Below are 18,974 nucleotides of genomic sequence, written 5' to 3' on the forward strand. Positions count from 1 at the left end.
GTGTTTTTACAGTTTATAATAAATCAATGGCCTCTTTAGCCGGCTCTGTTGGAGAATGATCTTCTCCTTCAATTTCTCGATTTGCTTCAATTGCTTCATTGATCTCTTGATTCAAATTTTTATAAGACAAAGTCTCGGAAAGTTCTTTGTTGGCTTGAGCGATACGCTCTTGTAATTCTTCCATTTCTTCTGGTGAGAATTGACGGGTTACATCAACTGTATCTTCCTCATTTGTCAAAACAGCCTCACCAAGCGCTTCTTGGACAACTTCCTTGAATGCCTCATCACTAGTTTGTAAATAAGTGGCTGTCGGACGAAGAATTTCTTCCCATTCAGATGAATTGATAATTGCCAATTGTGCTTCCACTGTAGATTTGAGACGTTGATGGAAAATACGCGTTTTGTTTTTCAACTCTTCGGTCTCCACAGCTACCTTTTTGGCACTATCTGTCGCTTGACGAAGAATTTCATTTGCCTTATATTTCGCCTCTTCAAGTAGACGTTGTGAATCTTGCTCAGCCTGACGAAGAACTGTATTTGCCTGATCATTAGCAGCTGTTTTTACTTTTTCTGCCGTATCTTGTGCAATCAAAACAGACTGACTAAGAGAATCTTTCATCTCATCAAAGTAGTTCAAACGCTCTTCAAGATTTCGAATATGCGCATCCTTGTCATGATTACTACGAACCAAATCTTCAAAATCACGGACAATGATGTCTAAGAACTCATCTACTTCATCAACATCATAGCCGCGGAATTTGCTTGCGAAAGTTTTATCTTTAATTTCTAATGCTGTAATTGCCATTTTTTCTCCTTATTTACTGACTAGTACTTCCACTGTTAATTTATGCTTGTTATTTCTGGACAATCCCTTATTTTCAATCAAACGAGCTCGTCCAAATCTCCTCACACTTATCATATCTCCCAAGTTCAGTAGATAACTGACGTTATCTACCACTGTGTAATTAACCTTAACAGCTCCCCCTGATATAAGTGCTGCTGCATTGTTGCGAGAAAGCTTAAAAACACTGGCCACAATCTTATCCAAACGCAGACTTGATGATAATACATTTATCGTTTTAGCCGAAGTCCCTATTTTCAACATCTTTGTCCATGGAACAACTTTCAGGTTAACTGGAACCTTTGCAATTTTAGAGATATGATCAATAAAATACTGGCTAAAGCGGCGGTCTACTACCAACTGCGCTTGCGTATCTGCTACCAAGATATCTCCAAAAGTCCAACGTTCAATCCCTAAATGGTGTATCAACGTTCCTAAAATCTGATTGTGATGCAGCCGATTAAATCTCTTAGCATAAGCAATTTCTAGTAAATCCATCTCAAAATCATTCTCATCTAACACATAGTAGTCTGGAGCAACAATGACTCTTGCATTTTCGGTTGCCCAAATTTCTGAACTAGCAAAAATATTTATCTGCATATGATTACCGAGTGTTTGGAGAATCCTAACCTGATGAGGATTAAGAAATGGAGTTACAAAGAAATGATAACTATCCTCTACTCGATTTAGCCACTCAAACGCCTTATCTATAAAAGAACGGTCTTCGTTACTAAAATGCTGATAGATTTCCTTATCTCTATTATTCATAAGAACGCTGCAAAGAGACGAATCAGAAATTCTGTCAATCCATTAAGCAAGAGAATGGCTACCCAAACGGTCCAATCTAAACCTGCAAACTGCAGGTGCAGACGTCTCAGCGGTTTCAGAACAGGCTCAGCAAGTGAAATAACAAGCCGTCCTATTGAAGACTGATAAGCTCCTGGGAACCACGATAGAAGTGCATACACTATTAAAACCAGAGAATAGATGCGGATGAAATAATACAAAATCTGAAATAATAAAATCATCATGATCTTTGTTTCATATCAAAGCCGAAATCACTGATCTGCACGCCATCTGGAAGTTGGATATCTTCAATATTTACAACTACATTAATTGGTGTCAACAGGTACATAGTACTCGCAACTTTCTTCAGATTACCAGCCAAAACATAACGCGCTCCATCCAAGTAGTCTAAACAACGACGAGCTTGAACTTCTGTCATGTATTGGAAATCAATCAAGATGCTCTCGTTGGCAATCAACAAATCAACAATGTCTGTAGCTTCTTCGTAATGACGAGGATAACGTACATCAATTGTAACCTTCTTTTCAGTGATTGGATGCTGTTGTGCCAATTCTTGCTGACGAGCGTGAAGACGAGTAATATTCTCCTTACTAGCTGCAGGAGTCGGCTTACTTTGAGCTACCGAACGCACTGGCTCAGCTACTGGAGTAGATTGCTCTCTTACTGGGCGAGTTGGCGTTGCTACAGGAGCTGATTTAGGCTGTGCATTTACCACTGTTGGTTGAGGTGTACTCGCCTGCTCTTGCATCACCATATCATCTTCATCTTCTGTAAAATAATCAATAAAACGATCAAATCTATCTTTTAACGACATATTTCTTCCCTACTTGAAAAATGCTGTTCCGATACGAACAAAGGTTGCGCCATGTGCGATTGCTTGTGCAAAATCACGACTCATTCCCATGCTTAGTTCAGAAAAAGGCATGTTTTCTATCTGTTTCTTCTGTAATGTTTGTTGAAGCTCTTGAGTTTGCTTGAAAATTTCATTCAATTCCTGCTCAGTTGCATCAATCGGAGCCATGGTCATCAAACCGACCAATCGGATATGCTTGAAAGTTTTCATCAGTTTGAGAACTTCATCAAGTTCTTCAACTGCAAAACCATGTTTACTTTCCTCGCCCGATATATTGACTTGTAAAAAACACTTTACCACATGTTCTGCACGTTTGTCAATCTCTTCAGCTAATTTAACTGAATCAAGCGCATGAAAATAATCTACGTAGTTAATAACTTCCTTAACTTTGCGACGCTGGAGGGTTCCAATCAAGTGCCAAGTTATACCTTGACCAGCTAAAGTATGGTACTTGTCCAAAAATTTGTCTACTCGGTTCTCAGCAATATGAGTAACCCCTGTAGCAATTAACTTTTTGGCAATTTCACTATCCACATATTTAGTAACTGCAATGATTTTCACAGTATCTTGAGATCGCCCTGCGGCTAAACTAGCCGCAAGCACCTCATTGAAAACTTTTTCTTTATTGGCTTGTAAATCCATTCTTAATGATTACGGAAAAATGGTGGTGTTTCTAATTCATCATCGTCAGAAGAATGATCTTCGTAACGTTCAACGCTAACAGATGATGCTGGTTCAGTTGGACGAACAATGTTCTCACGTCGCAAATCCCAATTTCCAAATGCAGAGCCTTGATTATTGGTTGGTCGAGGACGACTTGGAGATGGCATTTCAACATTTTCAGCCATATCAAAATTTCGGTCATAAGTGCTTGTCGGAACTTCCTGACGACCTTCTGACGGACGGCTTGGACGTGCTGAACGGACACCGCTAACTTTATCAACCTTATCCTGACGAACACCAGTTGCAACAACTGTTACGCGGATTTCATCTTTCATGTTTTCGTCAATTGAAGTCCCTAACCAGATATTTACGCCGTGACCAGCAGCTTGATTGACAATTTCAGAGGCTTCTTCTGCTTCAATAAGAGTCATGTCAAGACCACCAGTTACGTTGACGATAACATCTTCTGCACCATCAATGGTAGTTTCAAGAAGTGGTGAGTAGATAGCTTTACGAGCAGCTTCCATAACCCGCTCTTCACCACTGCCAATACCGATCCCCATAAGGGCATTCCCTTTGTCTGCCATAACTGTTTTTACGTCAGCAAAGTCAAGGTTAATCAATCCTGGATTAGTAATCAAGTCGGTAATCCCTTGAACTCCCTGACGGAGAACATTATCGGCTTCACTTAGGGCTTCAAGAAGTGGTGTCTTTTTATCAACGATTTCAAGCAAATTATTGTTTGAAATAATGAGCAGAGTATCCACATGCTCGCGCAACTCGTTAATTCCTTCAACAGCAAAGTTTCCACGTTTGCTTCCTTCAAAACCAAATGGTCGAGTAACAACTGCCACAGTTAATGCACCGAGCCCTTTAGCGATACGTGCAATAACTGGTGCCGCACCTGTACCAGAGCCACCGCCCATACCAGCAGTAATGAAAACCATATCTGCTCCTGTCAGAGCTTCTGTTAATACTTCTTCGCTTTCCTCAGCTGCCTTACGACCAACCTCAGGTTGACCTCCTGCGCCAAGACCGCGAGTTAATTTTGGACCAAGCTGAATCACAGTTTCTGCTTTTGAACTGCTAAGAGCTTGAACATCGGTATTTACAGCGATAAATTCAACACCTGCAACACCTTCTGCAATCATTCGGTTAATGGCATTGCCACCGCCGCCACCTACACCGATAACTTTAATCACCGCTCCTTGAGCAGCTGCTGTATCAAATGAAAATGTCATCTTGTTCTATTTCTCCTTAATCAAACATATTACCAATCAAACCACGGACACGGTCGCCCACGCTCGGACGCTTAGCCTTAGGCTCTGATAGTTGCTCCACACTTTCAGTCTGTCCTGTTGGTGCAGAGAATGGCTGACTAGCCGGCTGACTATATCGTGGAGCCTCATCGGTTACTTGATTCGAACGAGTGAAATCTACCGGGCGTTGACGAAGTGCCTCATCGCCTCGAACAGCCGCCTGTGCTAAAACATCAACCTCGGTTAGATTTCCTGCGTACTCAGAAAGGCTAATCACATGCGCAAAGGCAGGGTTGCGAATTCCAATTTGGTTTGGTACAAAAAGCTTGACATTCACACCAAAAACTTCCTGTGCCAATTCCACAACTCCCGGCAAAATGGCACCACCGCCAATTAAAACAATACCACCAGGATACTCCAACATATGGCGTCGATCCAAATCTTGACGAATCTGATCAAAGATATGTCTTACACGAGCTGAAATGATTTCTGCCAAATAACGCTCAGAAACCTCCACTGGCTCAATCTCACCGATAACTTCAACTTGAAAAGTTTCAGACTCGCTTGCTGCTGGCGGATAAGCTTCACCGTAATTGAATTTAAGTCCTTCAGCCATTTTTTGCGATGTACGCAACACCTTGGAAATATCTTTAGTGACATACTCGCCACCTTCTTGATAAATATTGGTAAACTGTAATTCTTGACTGCGAACAGAAGCCACTGTTGTCTGACCTCCACCCATATCAATAACGGTTGCTCCGAACTCACGCTCTCCTTCATTTAAAACTGAATGAATAATCGCGAGTGGAGAAATAATAATATTTTCTGCTTGGACACCTGCACGCTCTACTGTTTTACGAAGATTGTGCAAAATTGTTCGTGGGCCTGTGTACAAAAGACCACGCATTTCTAAGCGAATCCCCATCATACCACGTGGATCGCGAATACCTTGGAAGCCATCAACGATAAATTCCTCAGGAATAAAAGTAATCACTTCACGATCGGGAGTCATACTCTTAGTCAAGGCAGATTTAACAACGTTTTCTACATCTTCATCTGTGATTTCCTTGCTATCGTTAGTGACTGGAATCATACCTTGCGTTGGTTCAATTTGCAACAAGTTAGCTGGCAAACCAACATTCACTGTATTGATGGAAATCCCTGCTTTTTCCTCTGCCTGAGTAATTGCGGATTTAATCGCAGTTGAGGCTGCCTCAATATCTACGATAATACCATCTTTGACTCCAGCGCTCTTAGCGTTACTAACGCCAATTACATTCATTTCACCATTTATATACTCTGCCACCAAAACTTTGATGGAGTTTGTTCCAATATCTAAACCTGTAAAAAAGCCATCTCTAGCCATTACACCTGTCCTCTCTATCTACGGAGTTCTTTGCCTTGTATTCGTTCATTCAAAAAGGTAGAACTATTCGAAGTTTATTTTATCACATCTTTCCAACTTTTACAATCATTTACGAAAACTTACGTATTAAAGATTTGTAACAGAATGTCTTTTTTTATTTTTCCGACATATTACAAATTATATTCTTTAAATAAAAGATTATTCTTTATCTTTTCAGATTTTTAATAAAAAGTGAAAACGAGAATATTCTTTCGCATATTCTCGTGCTCAAATAGCTCTTCTATGATTTTTCAAAATAGAAAACAGTTACTGTGTTTCATTACTCCGTTGTTCGTTTTCTGCTGGAGCCTGCTCTGTGCCTTGTTCAGTATTTTGCCCAGATTCCTGATCAGTATTTTGTTCGCTATTTTGTTTTTGCTCCTGCTCAATCGGATAACTATAAGCTCCTACTTCCATATCAACGATACTCGCTACTTCTAGTTTCTCCTTGATAACTGAATAGTAAGGGAGTTTTTTCTTTATTTCACTTAAAGGTACTAAAACTCGATTGCCATCAGTCATGGTCAAATTGAGCAAATCTGGTGTTGCCTTGCTTGGTGCTAGAGCCACCGTAGCAATACTATCCTTGATTGAAGTAGAAACATCTTTCATCTGTTGGACAAATTGCTTTAATAGGTCTGCATTGTTAATACTGATGAGTAAATATTTTTGAGGCATTTTGTCAGCCGTCACTATATCCTGACTTTGTACACCACTCGCTAATACTGGGTGAAATTGATCTCCTTCTTGAGTATAGCTAACTATGTCATACTCTTTTACTTTAATGTGGAAAGTAGTCGGAAAACTGTAAGATATACTAACACTTTTTAACCAAGGATCAGCTGCCTGGATATTACGACTATGATTAGCACGATTGACCCAAGTTGTAAGGGTATAATCACGTTGATCAATGCCAGAATGACTGAGAATAGTGTCTGTAGACACCCGATTATTTCCCGAAACGATAACATGTTTAATACTTGCTAAAGGAGTCATAAAATACCCTCCTACAAGTGCAAGTATTCCTGCAAGCAAGAAAATTGGGACAGAGCGAACAATGTGCCTAGTAGCAATTTTTCGTCCTCGTTTTTTTTCTTCTTTTATGGCTTGTTTTGCGACTTTTTTCTGCTCTTTAGGATTTAGAGATTCTTGGCTCTGCTCTTCAGTTTCCTCATCTAGTTCTAGCTCTTCAGAACTTTTCTCGGTTGAGTTATCATCATTTTCGTCATCTGCATCTACTTCTGTTTTTTCTTGTTCCTCTGTCTCCTTCTCGTCCTCTTCTGTTCCATCATCAGTTTTATCTTCAAATACCTTTAGATGTTCTTCTTTTTTGAGTTCGAGTTCTTCTTTCTTATCAGCTTCTTCTTGAGCCTTTTTCTCAAGATAAGCCTTGTTACGCTTTTGCCACTCAGACAAATCTTGTTTTTTTTCTTCGACTTGTGGAGATTTCTGGGAATTTTTATTTTTTTTCTTAGCCATTCTACCTCCTTGATGTTATATCGTTTTTTAGTAAAGTATAAAATTCTTCGACAGATTTGATTTCATTAGATTGTGTCATCGCCTTATGATAAGTTTCCTGATGAAGAAAAAGTTGAGATAAGCTGGCATTCAAGTTCTCCAAGGTCAAGTCTCTTTCTGCCAACTTCTCAGCATAGCCTTTTTTGACAAAGTAATCTGCATTTTCAATCTGGTCGCCGCGACTAGCCTCGCGCCCCAAAGGGACGATAAGGTGGAGTTTATCCATAGCCAGCAGCTCGAAAATGGTATTGGAGCCACCGCGCGTCACCACCACATCTGCCGCATGAAGCAAGGGCTGGTAGAGGTCAGTCACATAGTCCACACGATAGAGGTTTTGCGAGAGTTCGTTGAGCTCGCTATGCCCTGTCAGATTGATGACATTGTAGCTCTGCGTCAAACTTTCCTTATACTGGTCAATGAAATCATTGAATACCTTAGCACCTGCTGAACCACCGACAAAGAGTAGAGTCGGCAGCTCCTTGTCAAAATGAGCGAGAATTTCTTCCACTTCTTGATTTGGCGCCAGGTTCTCGCTTGCTACCTTGGTCACCGCTCCGACATGCTCAACCTTGGTTAAAGAATGAGCCTGCTCAAAAGTCGAATACATCTTGGTGGCGCACTTGTAGGCGATTTTGTTTGCCAAGCCAATGGACAAATCAGACTCATGCACATAGACTGGGACGCCTGAAAGGCGCGCTGCAATCACAGGAGGCACCGAAACAAAGCCGCCCTTGGAAAAGAGAATTTGCGGCCGCACCTTTAGCATGATAAAGAGCGACTGGATAATCCCCCAAACGACCTTAAAACCGTCCAAAAGATTTTGCCAAGAAAAGTAACGCCTGAGCTTGCCTGTGGCAATCGAGTGAAAGGTCACATCCAGACCTGACTTCTGGATTTCTTGGTATTCGATGCCTTTTTTGTCGCCGATATAATGAACCTGCCAGCCCTCTTTGATAAACTTCGGAATGAGCAGGAGATTGAGGGTAACATGCCCGACTGTCCCTCCACCAGTAAATACTATTTTTTTCATCTTATCCCTTTAATTCTTCCACCGTTGCCAAAAACTCATCTCCACGCACCTCAAAGTTTGCATACATATCCCAGCTTGCATTGGCTGGGCTGAGGAGGACAATATCGCCTGGCTCTGCTGCTGCAAATGCCTTGCGGGTTGCGTCAGCAACATCTGCCGCGTCTTGATAGGCTACGCCTGCTTGGTCAGCCGCTCGTTTGACCCGCGCAGCTGATTGACCTAGGATAATCATCTGCTTGAGCCCCTTGATGTCCGGCACCAGCTCGTCAAATTCATTGCCACGGTCAAGACCGCCCGCAATCAAGATGACCTTTTGATTGTCAAAACCTGACAGGGCCTTTTGAGCAGCTAGGATATTAGTGGATTTGCTGTCATTGTAAAACTTCACGCCCTTGATGTCACCAGCGTATTGTAAGCGATGCTTGACACCTCCAAAAGCAGACAAGGTTTCCTTGATTGCTTGACTAGCAATGCCGCGCAGCTTTGCCACAGCAATGGTCGCCAAAGCATTTTCGATATTGTGGCTACCAGGGACACCCAGCTCGTCAGCTCTCATAATGGCTTCGCCGCGGAAATAGAGGACTTGGTCTTTGAGGTAAGCCCCGTCCACCTCTTCCTGACTGGAAAAAGGCACAACTGTCGCTGCCGTTTGCTCCGCCAAGTCCTTAGCCAAATCTTGGTTGAAATTGAGGACGACAAAATCCTTAGCCGTCATATTTTTCTGGATATTCCACTTGGCAGCGACATATTCTTCAAAGGAGCCGTGGTAGTCGATATGGGTCGGTGTCAGATTGGTAATGACAGCGATTTGCGGATGAAAAGCTTCAATGCCCATAAGCTGAAAGCTGGACAACTCCATAACCAGCGTATCTTGCTCGGTTGCAGTCTGGGCAACTTGACTGGCAGGAAAACCGATATTGCCAGACAAAAGACCATTTTGTCCGCCAGCAGTCAAAACTTCCGCAATCATGGTCGTCGTCGTTGTTTTCCCGTTTGAGCCCGTAATCCCGATGATTGGCGCGTCCGAAATCAAATAAGCCAGCTCAACCTCCGTGATAACAGGAATACCTTTTTCCAAAGCTCGCTCCACCATAGGATTATCGTAGCGGATGCCTGGATTTTTGACCATGAGCGCAAAGTCCTCGTCCAAGAGCTCCAAAGGATGCCCTCCTGTCACCACTTTGATGCCTTCTTCTAAGAGCGATTGAGCCGCAGGATTTTCCTCGAAAGGCTTGCTGTCATTGACTGTGACAATCGCGCCCAGCTTATCCAGCAAGCGCGCTGCGGATTCGCCCGATTTTGCCAAACCCAAAACCAGCACTTTTGTATTTGTAAATGTTTCTATATATTTCATATCAATCCTCGAATTTGTTTCTCTTTTCTATTTTACCATTTTTCAGCGAATAAAAAAGTCACAACTATCATTTCGATCAGATATTATTAAGTTTTCCTTCCTCTTGCTTCCACTTTTGAAATTTGCTATAATTAAATTGCAAATCAGCCGTTTTTACTTCTTAACTTTTTCATCAACGAAAGGTTTCCCATGCTTACAACGATTATTTATGCTCATCCTTACGACAAGAGCTTCAACCACGCTATTTTAGAAACAGTCACTCAAAAATTGAAAAAACAAGGTCAAACTTACCAAGTGCTGGACCTATACGCAGATGGATTTAATCCTGTTTACAAGGCAGAAGAGTTAGCCCTCTTTTCAAAAGGCAAGGCGGTTGACCCTTTGGTGCAACACTATCAAGAAGTCCTTAATAAGAGCAATCGCTTAATTCTCATCTTTCCGATTTGGTGGTATGATGTGCCTGCTATCGTCAAGGGATTTTTCGACAAGGTCTTCCTCAAAACCTACTCTTATCACGAAGAAAAAAGTGGACTCTTGACAGGACATTTAACTCATATCGAAGAAGCACTGATTTTGACTACCTCTACTGGACCTACTTGGTATTTGAAGATATTTGGCGGCAATGTCATTCAAAAGGCAGTGCTCAATAATACTTTCAAAACAGTCGGTATTGGAAACAAATCTCGCAAATGGTTCAATGTCGGACGGATTGCCCGCATAACCGATGATAAACGCAGAGAAACTCTGGGCAAGATTGCGGATTTGGTTTAAATAGTCATCAAACAAATATAAAACAGCACTGCTATGATAACAATGCTGTTTTTGTTTGCCACTTACTTGGGAAATCTTACCACTTAGCGAAAAGAGGTGGATTTTACACTTTCACTTTGTTAAAATGAAGAAGTAGATTATCAATATTTTAAAAACAGAAAGGTAAAAAATGGAAATACTAATTGTTGGTTTGGGTGTCATCGGATCTATTTATGGTTATGCATTTCAAAAATCTGGAAATAAAACAGAACATTTCTTGAGAAAAAATAGTCCTAAGGCAGCAATTACTGACTTGAACGTTCAGATGTTAGATGGTAGAAAGAATCCTAAGGGAACACAAATTCAAGATGTTTATAAAGTCAATCATTTTAGTAAGAAAGAATACGATTTTATTTTTGTGAGTGTCCCATCTGGTAGTCTGGCAGAGGTCATAAAAAATCTTGATGAGGCTGGTATCTCGGGCACCTTTATTCTTGCTTGTGGTATCTGGGAAAGTCGTCAGAAACTTGATGAATTGATGAGCGGTAAACCCTATATCTTAGGCTATCCCGTCGCTGGCGGAAATTTAGAGCAGACAGGACTCAATTCTTGTCTATTTGACCATTTTATCTTGGAACAAGAAAAGAACACACAAATAAAAAACTATAGACAGTTGGTTAAACTGTTTGCTGATTGCCAGATAAAACTCGAGCAACCCTATGATGCACTGGAATGGATCTGGCTACATATGGCAATCAATGCAGCCGTCGTCTCTGTTGCTGGAAAATATGGCGACATCAAAAATCCAACCGCTTCGGCTGAACAACTAATGAATTCACCAAAAATATTGGCAGAAGCTATCCGAGCTATTCGAGAAACTTCAAAAATCGTAGCATCTCGCGGAGTGAAACTAAAACATTATAACAATGAATTATTAGCATATAAACTTCCCACTTTCATCTCTGCCCCAATTATGAAAAAGATGTTCGCACAAAATATTTTAAGCAGAAAAATAATGACTCTTCACAACAATTTCAACGATCTTTTCTACGTTTGTAAAACTCTTTACGATAGCGGGAAAAAAGAAAAAGTTCCAGCTCCTATCTTTTATGACGCCTACGAAAAGACGATAGAAAAATTACAAGAATAAGATAGTTAAATGTTAAAAACAGCCTGTGAGTGTAAGTTCACAGGCTGTTTTCTTCATGTTTATTCATCTTTTTAGGCTTTTTCCGATCTGGCATATGCTTGATATCTCTCAAAGAAAAATATGCAAGAAAAATCATAGCTACACCAATCAGGTATTCCCAAGGGAGCTGGAAGAATTTCAATACTCCCAGTCCAAGTAAAATGAGAATCACTACGGACAGCAAGACCAGACCTACAATATTGAAAGTCCCCTTGATACTAGGAGGAGCTGCAAAAAGGTAAAATAAGAGAATGAGAATTCCCACAATCAAATAAAACATAAGCTCTCCTCCCTGAATTTACTAGCTTTCAGCTGCGGCAGACCGCCTACTCAGCTGATTTTTTCTTCTTGTTGGCTTTTTCGCGTTCTGCTTTATTGAGAATTTGCTTGCGCAGGCGGATTGATTCTGGCGTTACTTCCATGTATTCATCATCGTTGAGAAATTCCAGCGACTCTTCCAGAGTCAAAATCCGCGGCGTTTTGATAACCGCCGTTTGATCCTTGGTTGCTGACCGAACGTTGGTCATTTGCTTGGCTTTGGTAATGTTGACTGTCAAGTCGTTATCGCGAGAATTTTCTCCGATAATCATACCTTCGTAAACTTCCGTACCCGGATTGACAAAAATCGTTCCCCGCTCTTCAATAGACATGATTGAGTAGGTCGTCGCCTTACCAGCGTCAATAGAAACCAGCGCTCCGCGGTGGCGTCCACCGATTTCACCAGCGATAAGCGGAAGATACTGGTCAAAAGTATGGTTCATAATCCCGTAACCGCGCGTCATAGATAGGAACTCAGTTGAGTAACCAATCAGCCCGCGAGCAGGCACGAGAAAGACCAGACGAGTTTGCCCGTTGCCCGTTGCCACCATATCCAGCATTTCACCCTTGCGCTCAGACAGGCTTTGAATGACCGAACCTTGGTATTCTTCTGGTGTGTCAATTTGCACGCGCTCGAAAGGTTCCATTTTCACGCCGTCAATTTCTTTGACAATGACTTCTGGACGTGATACTTGCAGCTCATAGCCCTCACGACGCATGGTCTCGATGAGAATGGATAAGTGCAATTCTCCACGCCCTGAAACAATCCACTTGTCAGGTGAGTCTGTCGGATCAACGCGCAGCGATACATCGGTTTGCAGCTCGGCTTGCAGGCGTTCTTCCACCTTACGTGAAGTCACCCATTTCCCTTCGCGACCTGCAAAAGGAGAGTTGTTGACTAGGAAAGTCATCTGCAAGGTCGGCTCGTCAATATGGAGAATCGGCAGAGCTTCTACTGCATCGGTCGGCGTAATGGTTTCACCGACGAAGATGTCTTCCATACCAGACACGGCAATCAAATCACCAGCTTTGGCTTCGGTGATTTCGCGGCGTTCCAAGCCAAAGAAACCAAAGAGCTTGGTTACGCGGAAGTTTTTGGTCGTGCCGTCCAGTTTTGACAGGGTAACTTGGTCTCCAACCTTAACTGAGCCACGGAAAACACGCCCAATTCCAATCCGTCCGACGAAATCATTGTAGTCCAAAAGCGATACTTGGAATTGGAAAGGCTCATCAGAATTGTCCACTGGCGCCGGAATATGGTCAATAATGGTATCAAAAATCGGTGCCATGGTGTGCTCTTGCTCAGCCACATCGTCCGACAGAGAAGACGTTCCGTTGATTGCTGAAGCGTAGACAACTGGAAATTCCAGCTGGTCGTCGTCCGCACCAAGCTCGATAAAGAGCTCCAGCACTTCATCCACTACCTCTGCTGGACGAGCTGACGGCTTGTCGATTTTATTGACAACAACAATCGGAATGAGATTTTGCTCCAGCGCTTTTTTCAAGACGAAACGCGTCTGCGGCATGGTTCCCTCATAGGCATCAACGACGAGGACAACCCCGTCTACCATTTTCATAATCCGCTCAACTTCTCCACCGAAGTCCGCGTGCCCCGGCGTGTCCATGATGTTAATCCGCACACCATTGTAAGCAACCGCTGTATTCTTAGCCAAAATGGTAATTCCACGCTCTTTTTCAAGGTCGTTAGAGTCCATAGCCCGCTCGGACAATTCGGTACGCGCGTCCAAGGTTTCTGACTGCTTGAGCAGTTCATCAACCAGGGTCGTTTTCCCGTGGTCGACGTGGGCAATAATGGCGATGTTGCGGATATCTTCTCTTAATTTTGTCATGGTTTCCTCTAAATATTTCAAATTTTATTCCAATTAACGATTATAACACAGATTGGGGCAAAAAGCACACACCAGCCCGATGTAAATGTTTTCAGTGAAATTCTTGAGCTTGCAAGAAAGGTTTTAAGAGAAAATTTTCAAAAAAGAGCTACCTAGTCTGCTTTTATGGTATGATAGAAAAATACTAAAGGAGAAATCATGCGTTTAGATGTTTTGCTGGCAAAAGCCAGAGTCAGTCGCAAGGAGATGAAGCGGGCGCTGCTGCAAAAAAAGATACTGGTTGACGGCTTGCCGGCTCAAAAATTAAGCCAAAATGTGGATACTGACTTGCAAGTGGTGACTTTTATGGCACAAAAGCTCCCTGCCACCAAGCACCATTACTTTCTGATGAATAAACCTGCTGGTGTCGTCACTGCCAACAAAGATAGGGATAAGCCGACTGTTATGGACTTATTGAGGCCAGCTGACTATAATGACCAGCTGTACGCTATCGGACGGCTAGACCGCGATACCCGTGGACTGCTTTTGATTACCGACAATGGGCCGCTTGGTTTTCAGCTCCTTCATCCCCAGTACCATGTGAAAAAGACCTATTATGTGGAAGTTAATGGTCTGCTCAGCCAAAAAGACGTAGAAAGCTTTGAGCAAGGTATTGTCTTTAAAGACGGTACAAGCTGCCAGCCTGCTGAGCTCGTCATTCATGACGCTAGTTCCCAGCATAGCTCTGCTTCCGTCACGCTAAGACAAGGAAAATTTCACCAAGTCAAAAAAATGTTCCTCTCCGTCGGCGTCAAGGTCACCTATCTCAAACGAACCCATTTTGGCACTTTCACGCTGGATCCCGACCTTGCTGAAGGTGACTACCGCCCTCTAAGCAAAAAAGAATTGCAGCTTATCAAGAATTATCTAGAAAAAACATCTTAATACAAAACAAATCACTGTAAAAGAAAGCCTTTTCATGATAGAATAAACAGTGAGGTAGCTAATATGAAAAAATTTTTCCCAAAACTTGTACTAGCAATACTGGCCTTACTTTGTCTAATTGCTTGCAGTTCTCAAACAAAAAAGTTCAGCGCTGCGAAAAAAGCGAAAACTACAGACAAAATCATCAGAATTGCAGCTCTTAAAGGAGCTCCTACTGGTATTCTGAAACTCGTTCAAAATGATTTAGAAAAACTGGGCTATGAGCTGAGTATTCTTCAAGTAAACAATGCTAGCGAGGCAAATCAGGCACTTTCAGAGAAAAAGGTTGACTTCACTTTTGCACAAGATAGGCTAGCCATGCGCGCTTATAATTATGAGACCGGTAGCAATTTAAATGATATTCAACCAATCTATAATGAACAGGTGGCTTTTTATTCCCAAAAATGGAAAACACTTGATGAAATTCCTAATGGTACTACAGTTGCTCTCCCCGCCGATACAAGTGAAAAAACACGCGCCCTGCGCCTACTAGCTCAAGCCAAACTTGTTGAATTAAAAGACAAGTACAGTTATGAAGTAAGTACGAATGATGTAACGATAAATCCTAAAAATTTACAATTTAAAGAAATTCAAAAGAAAGATTTCGAAAAAGTTTACCAAGAAGACACTCTTGCATTTGCTTATCCCACTGAAGCTGCTCAACTAAAATTGCAGCCTCAAAACGGACTGGTACGTGAAGCTCCGCTCGATGATATGTTTGCGATAGGGATTATTGGACAAGAAGGATCTGAAACGCCTCTTATCTACGATTTAAGGGTTGCTTTGACCAATAGTGAAGTTCGAACCTATATTCAAACGAAACTTAAAGGACGGGCTTCCATCGCCTTTACACGACCACACACTTGTTGTTTTTAAAAAATGAAAAGAACTCGGTCAATACCGGGTTCTTTTTTACAACTGAAAAATTAAACTTAAAGCATTGCTCGACCGCGTGCTGTCAATAAGAAACTAATTTCTTCAAATTCTCGCTTGAATCGAAGTTCCTCTTCTGCCAAATGATACTGACCACGAACACTGGTCAAACACCAACTCAACTCGTCTTGAAAACGCCTAAGCTTTGCTCCAAAGGCCTGCCCATATAACATTTCCAGCTCAGGAAGATTATCCTCAATACGACCAGCGACTAGAGCCGCTGCTGGATGGTTATGACACTCAAGAGAGGCTTTCAACTTTCTAAGAAGCGGCAGAATTTTCTCTCTAACCTTATCTTCGTCCAAGTGTTCATCTTTGGTTTTTTTGTGAAATTTCAGCATCATGTAACCCCTTTCTTTTGATTTATTTGAGCCTATCATACTCTTCTCACAATAAAAAATCAAGGATTTAAGTGGAAAATCATAAAGAAAAAACTGGAAAATTCCAGTTTCTGTTATTATCTAGTTTTTACTTTTCCATCCCAGCTATCAAGACCATAAGAAAGGATATAAATATCTTTGTAGCCCTGTTTTTTAAGAAAAATAGCGGCATTTGATACTTTTTGACCACGACTATTTTCATAAAGCAGAATAGGCTTGTCCTTACGCAAAGCAGCCAAACTGGTCTTCAACTGAGTAGAGGGAATATTACGCGCACCTAAAATATGTTTGCGATGAAATTCCGCACTATCTCGCAAATCAATTAGTTGCCCCTGACGAATAAGTTCCGCAAACTCTGCATTATCTACTAATTTAGCTGCACGTCTTAAACGCCAGTAATTAAATCCCATCCAAGCTAAGATTGCCACTGAAACAACTAATAAAATTTCCATAATTTCCTACTCTTTCTCTAGATACTTTAACTCTAACTGATGTTCCCGTCTAAGAATGCTCTCTGCCTGCAAATACTCCAAGCGTTCTATCAAACCAGCATCATAAACCTGCTTCAACTCAATTTTCATCATCTCAATGTCATAGAGTCGCTTCCCCATATAGACAATGATTCCAAACTGCTTTAAAAACTGCTGAACATCATAAAAGGTTTTCATACCATCCATTGTAACAAATTTTCAGTCGGCTTTCAATGGTCTAAACAGAAAAAACGCACCTTACGGCACGTTTTCATATTTTACAAACTAGGATCTTGACCTAATTCTGCTGCTAACATCCAAATTGTCTTTTCAACTTCAGCTTGTGCAGCAGTATAGATATCGTTGGTTACATCATCACCTTCTTCATCAGTGACTTCCAACCCTTTAGTAAATAACTTCGCTAGGTAGCGATAAATATCAAGAACACGTTCTAAACTTTCAGCGACATCCTTACTAAAATGTCCTTTCAGTTCAGTAATTTCTGTATGACTAACAAACTCTGCTAGAGTAGAATAAGGCTTTCCACCAAGCGTAATCAAGCGCTCGCTGATTTCGTCCAAGTAGCCATCGATGCTAGCTATATACTCATCCATTTTAGGATGCCAAATCATAAAGCCAGCTCCGCGCATATACCAATGAACTTGGTGAATAGCGATACGTGCTGTGTATAGATCCGCAACGGATTGATTGAGAATTTCCTTTGTTTTGGGCAATTCTTGTTTTAAGTGATTAACATTGGCAAAGGATACCACATCTTTTGCTGCTTCATTTTTCATCTGCATCATAATTTATACCTCATTTCTTTTTATAAATTAATTATAATTGTTCTAAATAAGAAAGTCAAGGATTTAGACTTAAATTAAAAAAGTTGCAAAATTTTAGAAATTTTTTCGTTTTTTTACGAATAAAGAAGTATGAAAACAATATTTTTATTTATCATTGGAACGGTTATTTTTTCGTTTTTGGGCTTGGTTTTAGAACGCTTTCCCAAGGAGAGCATTATCCGTCCGGGCAGTCGCTGCGATAGTTGCAAACATCCACTTAAGGCGCGCGATCTGATTCCTATTTTCTCGCAAATCATCAACAAATATCACTGTCGCTACTGCAAGGCCGATATTCCTTTGACCTATCTCTATTTTGAACTTTACGGTGGCATGCTCTTTGTGCTTTTTAGCCTTGAGCTCCTAACCGTAGCTCAGTTAATCCTTGTTACGATGGGAACACTCCTTGCTTTGTATGATATCAGGTACAAGGAATATCCATTTGTCATTTGGCTGGTTTGTCATCTGGGATTGATCTGTTTCACTGGTTTTAATCTCCTGATGTGGTTTTTTCTTTTTATTGCTTTTATTTCTTATATTGTAGATATAAAAATCGGAACGGGGGATTTCCTTTTTCTTGCTTCCTGTGCTGGCTTGTTTGATTTGACACAAGTTTTATGGATTGTGCAAATCGCTAGTATCATCGGAATTCTCATTTTTCTTATCAGAAAAAAGAAAGGGGCACTCGCTTTTGTTCCTTGTCTACTCCTAGCCATTTTTCCTCTGCTTTTGGTTTAAAAGAGACTAGAAATTCTAGCCTCTTTTTCACTATTTTTGATAAGCTGCTGCTTCTTTGATAAAGTCTGCTATGGTCTGGTCTTTTTCGTGGAGGGCTCGGACAATTTTGGAGCCAACGATAACACCGTCTGATACCTTGTTGAAACGCTCTACATCGGCCAAGCTAGAGACACCAAAGCCTGTTAAAACTGGGATTGGCGAAACTTCGGTCAGGCGTTTGAGGTGCTGATCAAGGTCATCACGATAGGCATGAGACTTGCCGGTCACACCGTTGATTGCCACCGCATAGACAAAACCTTGAGCATTTTCAATCAATGTTTTCTGACGCTCCAAGCCCGTTGTTAAGCTGACTAGAGGAATGAGAGCAATATCACTCTTTTCCAAGAAAGGCTGCACCATGTCTGCATGTTCATGGGACAAATCAGGAATAATCAAACCTTTAACAGCTGTGCCTTCTAGGTCTGCTATAAATTGTTCCAGCCCATATTGAAAAATCGGATTGAAATAAGTCATGATAATCAAGGGGATTTCAGTTGTGATCTGCCGCAAAACCTCAACCAATCCTCTCGCCGACGTTCCCTTGGCTAAGCTGCGTAAACCTGCCGCCTCAATAACGGGTCCGTCTGCCACTGGGTCTGAAAATGGCAGACCAATTTCAATAGCGGAGACACCATTTTCTTCTAAAAATCGAATCGTCTCTTCTAATCCTGCCAAACCTTGCTCATGGTCGCCCGCCATGATATAGGGAACAAAAATTCCCTTTTTTTTGCGCCTTAATGGCTTTTAATGTTCGCGTTAATGTTTTAGTCAT

Annotated in this window: 21 protein-coding genes and 1 pseudogene; 5 read left to right on the top strand and 17 right to left on the bottom strand. The window is 41.5% G+C overall.

Annotated elements, in window-relative coordinates:
• Positions 1-13: 13 nt before the first annotated feature.
• From A3I3_RS0100995 to murD, 10 genes are all read right to left on the bottom strand, one after another.
• Positions 14-805: a DivIVA domain-containing protein gene (locus A3I3_RS0100995; RefSeq protein ID WP_018370876.1), complete on the bottom strand. Its 792-nt coding sequence runs from the start codon at positions 803-805 to the stop codon at positions 14-16.
• 9 nt (positions 806-814) lie between these two features.
• Positions 815-1,609: a YlmH family RNA-binding protein gene (locus tag A3I3_RS0101000; RefSeq protein WP_018370877.1), complete on the bottom strand. Its 795-nt coding sequence runs from the start codon at positions 1,607-1,609 to the stop codon at positions 815-817.
• A complete protein-coding gene (locus tag A3I3_RS0101005; RefSeq protein ID WP_019231855.1) occupies positions 1,606-1,869 on the bottom strand; it encodes a YggT family protein in 264 nt (87 codons plus the stop codon). Before A3I3_RS0101005 ends, A3I3_RS0101000 begins: the two co-directional genes overlap by 4 nt.
• Positions 1,869-2,462 carry a cell division protein SepF gene (locus A3I3_RS0101010; RefSeq protein ID WP_018370879.1) on the bottom strand — a complete coding sequence of 198 codons (594 nt, stop codon included), beginning with the start codon at positions 2,460-2,462 and terminating at the stop codon, positions 1,869-1,871. Before A3I3_RS0101010 ends, A3I3_RS0101005 begins: the two co-directional genes overlap by 1 nt.
• Positions 2,463-2,471: 9 nt before the next feature.
• Entirely contained in the window at positions 2,472-3,143 is a 672-nt protein-coding gene (locus tag A3I3_RS0101015) for a YggS family pyridoxal phosphate-dependent enzyme (protein ID WP_018370880.1), read from the bottom strand.
• A gap of 2 nt (positions 3,144-3,145) precedes the next feature.
• The gene (gene ftsZ / locus A3I3_RS0101020; protein WP_018370881.1) at positions 3,146-4,405 is read right to left on the bottom strand and encodes a cell division protein FtsZ; all 1,260 of its coding nucleotides are present in this window, start codon (positions 4,403-4,405) and stop codon (positions 3,146-3,148) included.
• Between the two features lie 16 nt (positions 4,406-4,421).
• Positions 4,422-5,789, bottom strand: a complete 1,368-nt coding sequence (ftsA, locus tag A3I3_RS0101025; RefSeq protein WP_018370882.1) for a cell division protein FtsA — start codon at positions 5,787-5,789, stop codon at positions 4,422-4,424.
• Positions 5,790-6,095: 306 nt separating this feature from the next.
• A complete protein-coding gene (locus tag A3I3_RS0101030) occupies positions 6,096-7,307 on the bottom strand; it encodes a cell division protein FtsQ/DivIB (protein WP_018370883.1) in 1,212 nt (403 codons plus the stop codon).
• A 1-nt stretch (position 7,308) separates the two neighbouring features.
• A complete protein-coding gene (locus A3I3_RS0101035; protein ID WP_018370884.1) occupies positions 7,309-8,376 on the bottom strand; it encodes a UDP-N-acetylglucosamine--N-acetylmuramyl-(pentapeptide) pyrophosphoryl-undecaprenol N-acetylglucosamine transferase in 1,068 nt (355 codons plus the stop codon).
• Between the two features lies 1 nt (position 8,377).
• On the bottom strand, positions 8,378-9,730 hold the full coding sequence (gene murD, locus A3I3_RS0101040) for a UDP-N-acetylmuramoyl-L-alanine--D-glutamate ligase (protein ID WP_018370885.1): 1,353 nt from the start codon (positions 9,728-9,730) through the stop codon (positions 8,378-8,380).
• Between the two features lie 189 nt (positions 9,731-9,919).
• Here murD and A3I3_RS0101045 point away from each other — a divergent pair, with 189 nt between their 5' ends.
• A complete protein-coding gene (locus A3I3_RS0101045) occupies positions 9,920-10,501 on the top strand; it encodes an NAD(P)H-dependent oxidoreductase (RefSeq protein ID WP_018370886.1) in 582 nt (193 codons plus the stop codon).
• A gap of 169 nt (positions 10,502-10,670) precedes the next feature.
• A complete protein-coding gene (locus A3I3_RS0101050; protein ID WP_018370887.1) occupies positions 10,671-11,630 on the top strand; it encodes a ketopantoate reductase family protein in 960 nt (319 codons plus the stop codon).
• Positions 11,631-11,667: 37 nt separating this feature from the next.
• On the opposite strand, the gene A3I3_RS0101055 is transcribed toward A3I3_RS0101050, so the two are convergent.
• A complete protein-coding gene (locus tag A3I3_RS0101055; protein ID WP_018370888.1) occupies positions 11,668-11,949 on the bottom strand; it encodes a DUF3165 family protein in 282 nt (93 codons plus the stop codon).
• 46 nt (positions 11,950-11,995) lie between these two features.
• Positions 11,996-13,837 carry a translational GTPase TypA gene (gene typA / locus A3I3_RS0101060; RefSeq protein WP_018370889.1) on the bottom strand — a complete coding sequence of 614 codons (1,842 nt, stop codon included), beginning with the start codon at positions 13,835-13,837 and terminating at the stop codon, positions 11,996-11,998.
• Between the two features lie 198 nt (positions 13,838-14,035).
• Between typA and A3I3_RS0101065 the strand changes: the two genes are divergently transcribed.
• On the top strand, positions 14,036-14,761 hold the full coding sequence (locus tag A3I3_RS0101065; RefSeq protein ID WP_018370890.1) for a pseudouridine synthase: 726 nt from the start codon (positions 14,036-14,038) through the stop codon (positions 14,759-14,761).
• A gap of 63 nt (positions 14,762-14,824) precedes the next feature.
• The gene (locus A3I3_RS0101070) at positions 14,825-15,676 is read left to right on the top strand and encodes a MetQ/NlpA family ABC transporter substrate-binding protein (RefSeq protein ID WP_018370891.1); all 852 of its coding nucleotides are present in this window, start codon (positions 14,825-14,827) and stop codon (positions 15,674-15,676) included.
• 56 nt (positions 15,677-15,732) lie between these two features.
• Here A3I3_RS0101070 and A3I3_RS0101075 read toward each other — a convergent pair whose 3' ends face one another.
• The 4 genes from A3I3_RS0101075 to A3I3_RS0101090 all read right to left on the bottom strand — a co-directional run bounded on the left by A3I3_RS0101075 (position 15,733) and on the right by A3I3_RS0101090 (position 17,389).
• Positions 15,733-16,077, bottom strand: coding sequence for a hypothetical protein (locus tag A3I3_RS0101075; protein ID WP_018370892.1), 345 nt, complete (start codon positions 16,075-16,077; stop codon positions 15,733-15,735).
• 113 nt (positions 16,078-16,190) lie between these two features.
• A complete protein-coding gene (locus A3I3_RS0101080) occupies positions 16,191-16,565 on the bottom strand; it encodes a rhodanese-like domain-containing protein (protein ID WP_018370893.1) in 375 nt (124 codons plus the stop codon).
• 6 nt (positions 16,566-16,571) lie between these two features.
• The gene (locus tag A3I3_RS0101085; protein WP_018370894.1) at positions 16,572-16,790 is read right to left on the bottom strand and encodes a YqgQ family protein; all 219 of its coding nucleotides are present in this window, start codon (positions 16,788-16,790) and stop codon (positions 16,572-16,574) included.
• 71 nt (positions 16,791-16,861) lie between these two features.
• Entirely contained in the window at positions 16,862-17,389 is a 528-nt protein-coding gene (locus A3I3_RS0101090) for a Dps family protein (protein ID WP_018370895.1), read from the bottom strand.
• Between the two features lie 129 nt (positions 17,390-17,518).
• Between A3I3_RS0101090 and A3I3_RS0101095 the strand changes: the two genes are divergently transcribed.
• Positions 17,519-18,163, top strand: coding sequence for a prepilin peptidase (locus tag A3I3_RS0101095; protein ID WP_018370896.1), 645 nt, complete (start codon positions 17,519-17,521; stop codon positions 18,161-18,163).
• A 30-nt stretch (positions 18,164-18,193) separates the two neighbouring features.
• Here A3I3_RS0101095 and trpA read toward each other — a convergent pair.
• Positions 18,194-18,974, bottom strand: a pseudogene (gene trpA, locus A3I3_RS0101100) (tryptophan synthase subunit alpha).

The sequence above is a fragment of the Streptococcus massiliensis DSM 18628 genome, assembly GCF_000380065.1.
GTDB classification, from domain to species: Bacteria; Bacillota; Bacilli; order Lactobacillales; family Streptococcaceae; genus Streptococcus; species Streptococcus massiliensis.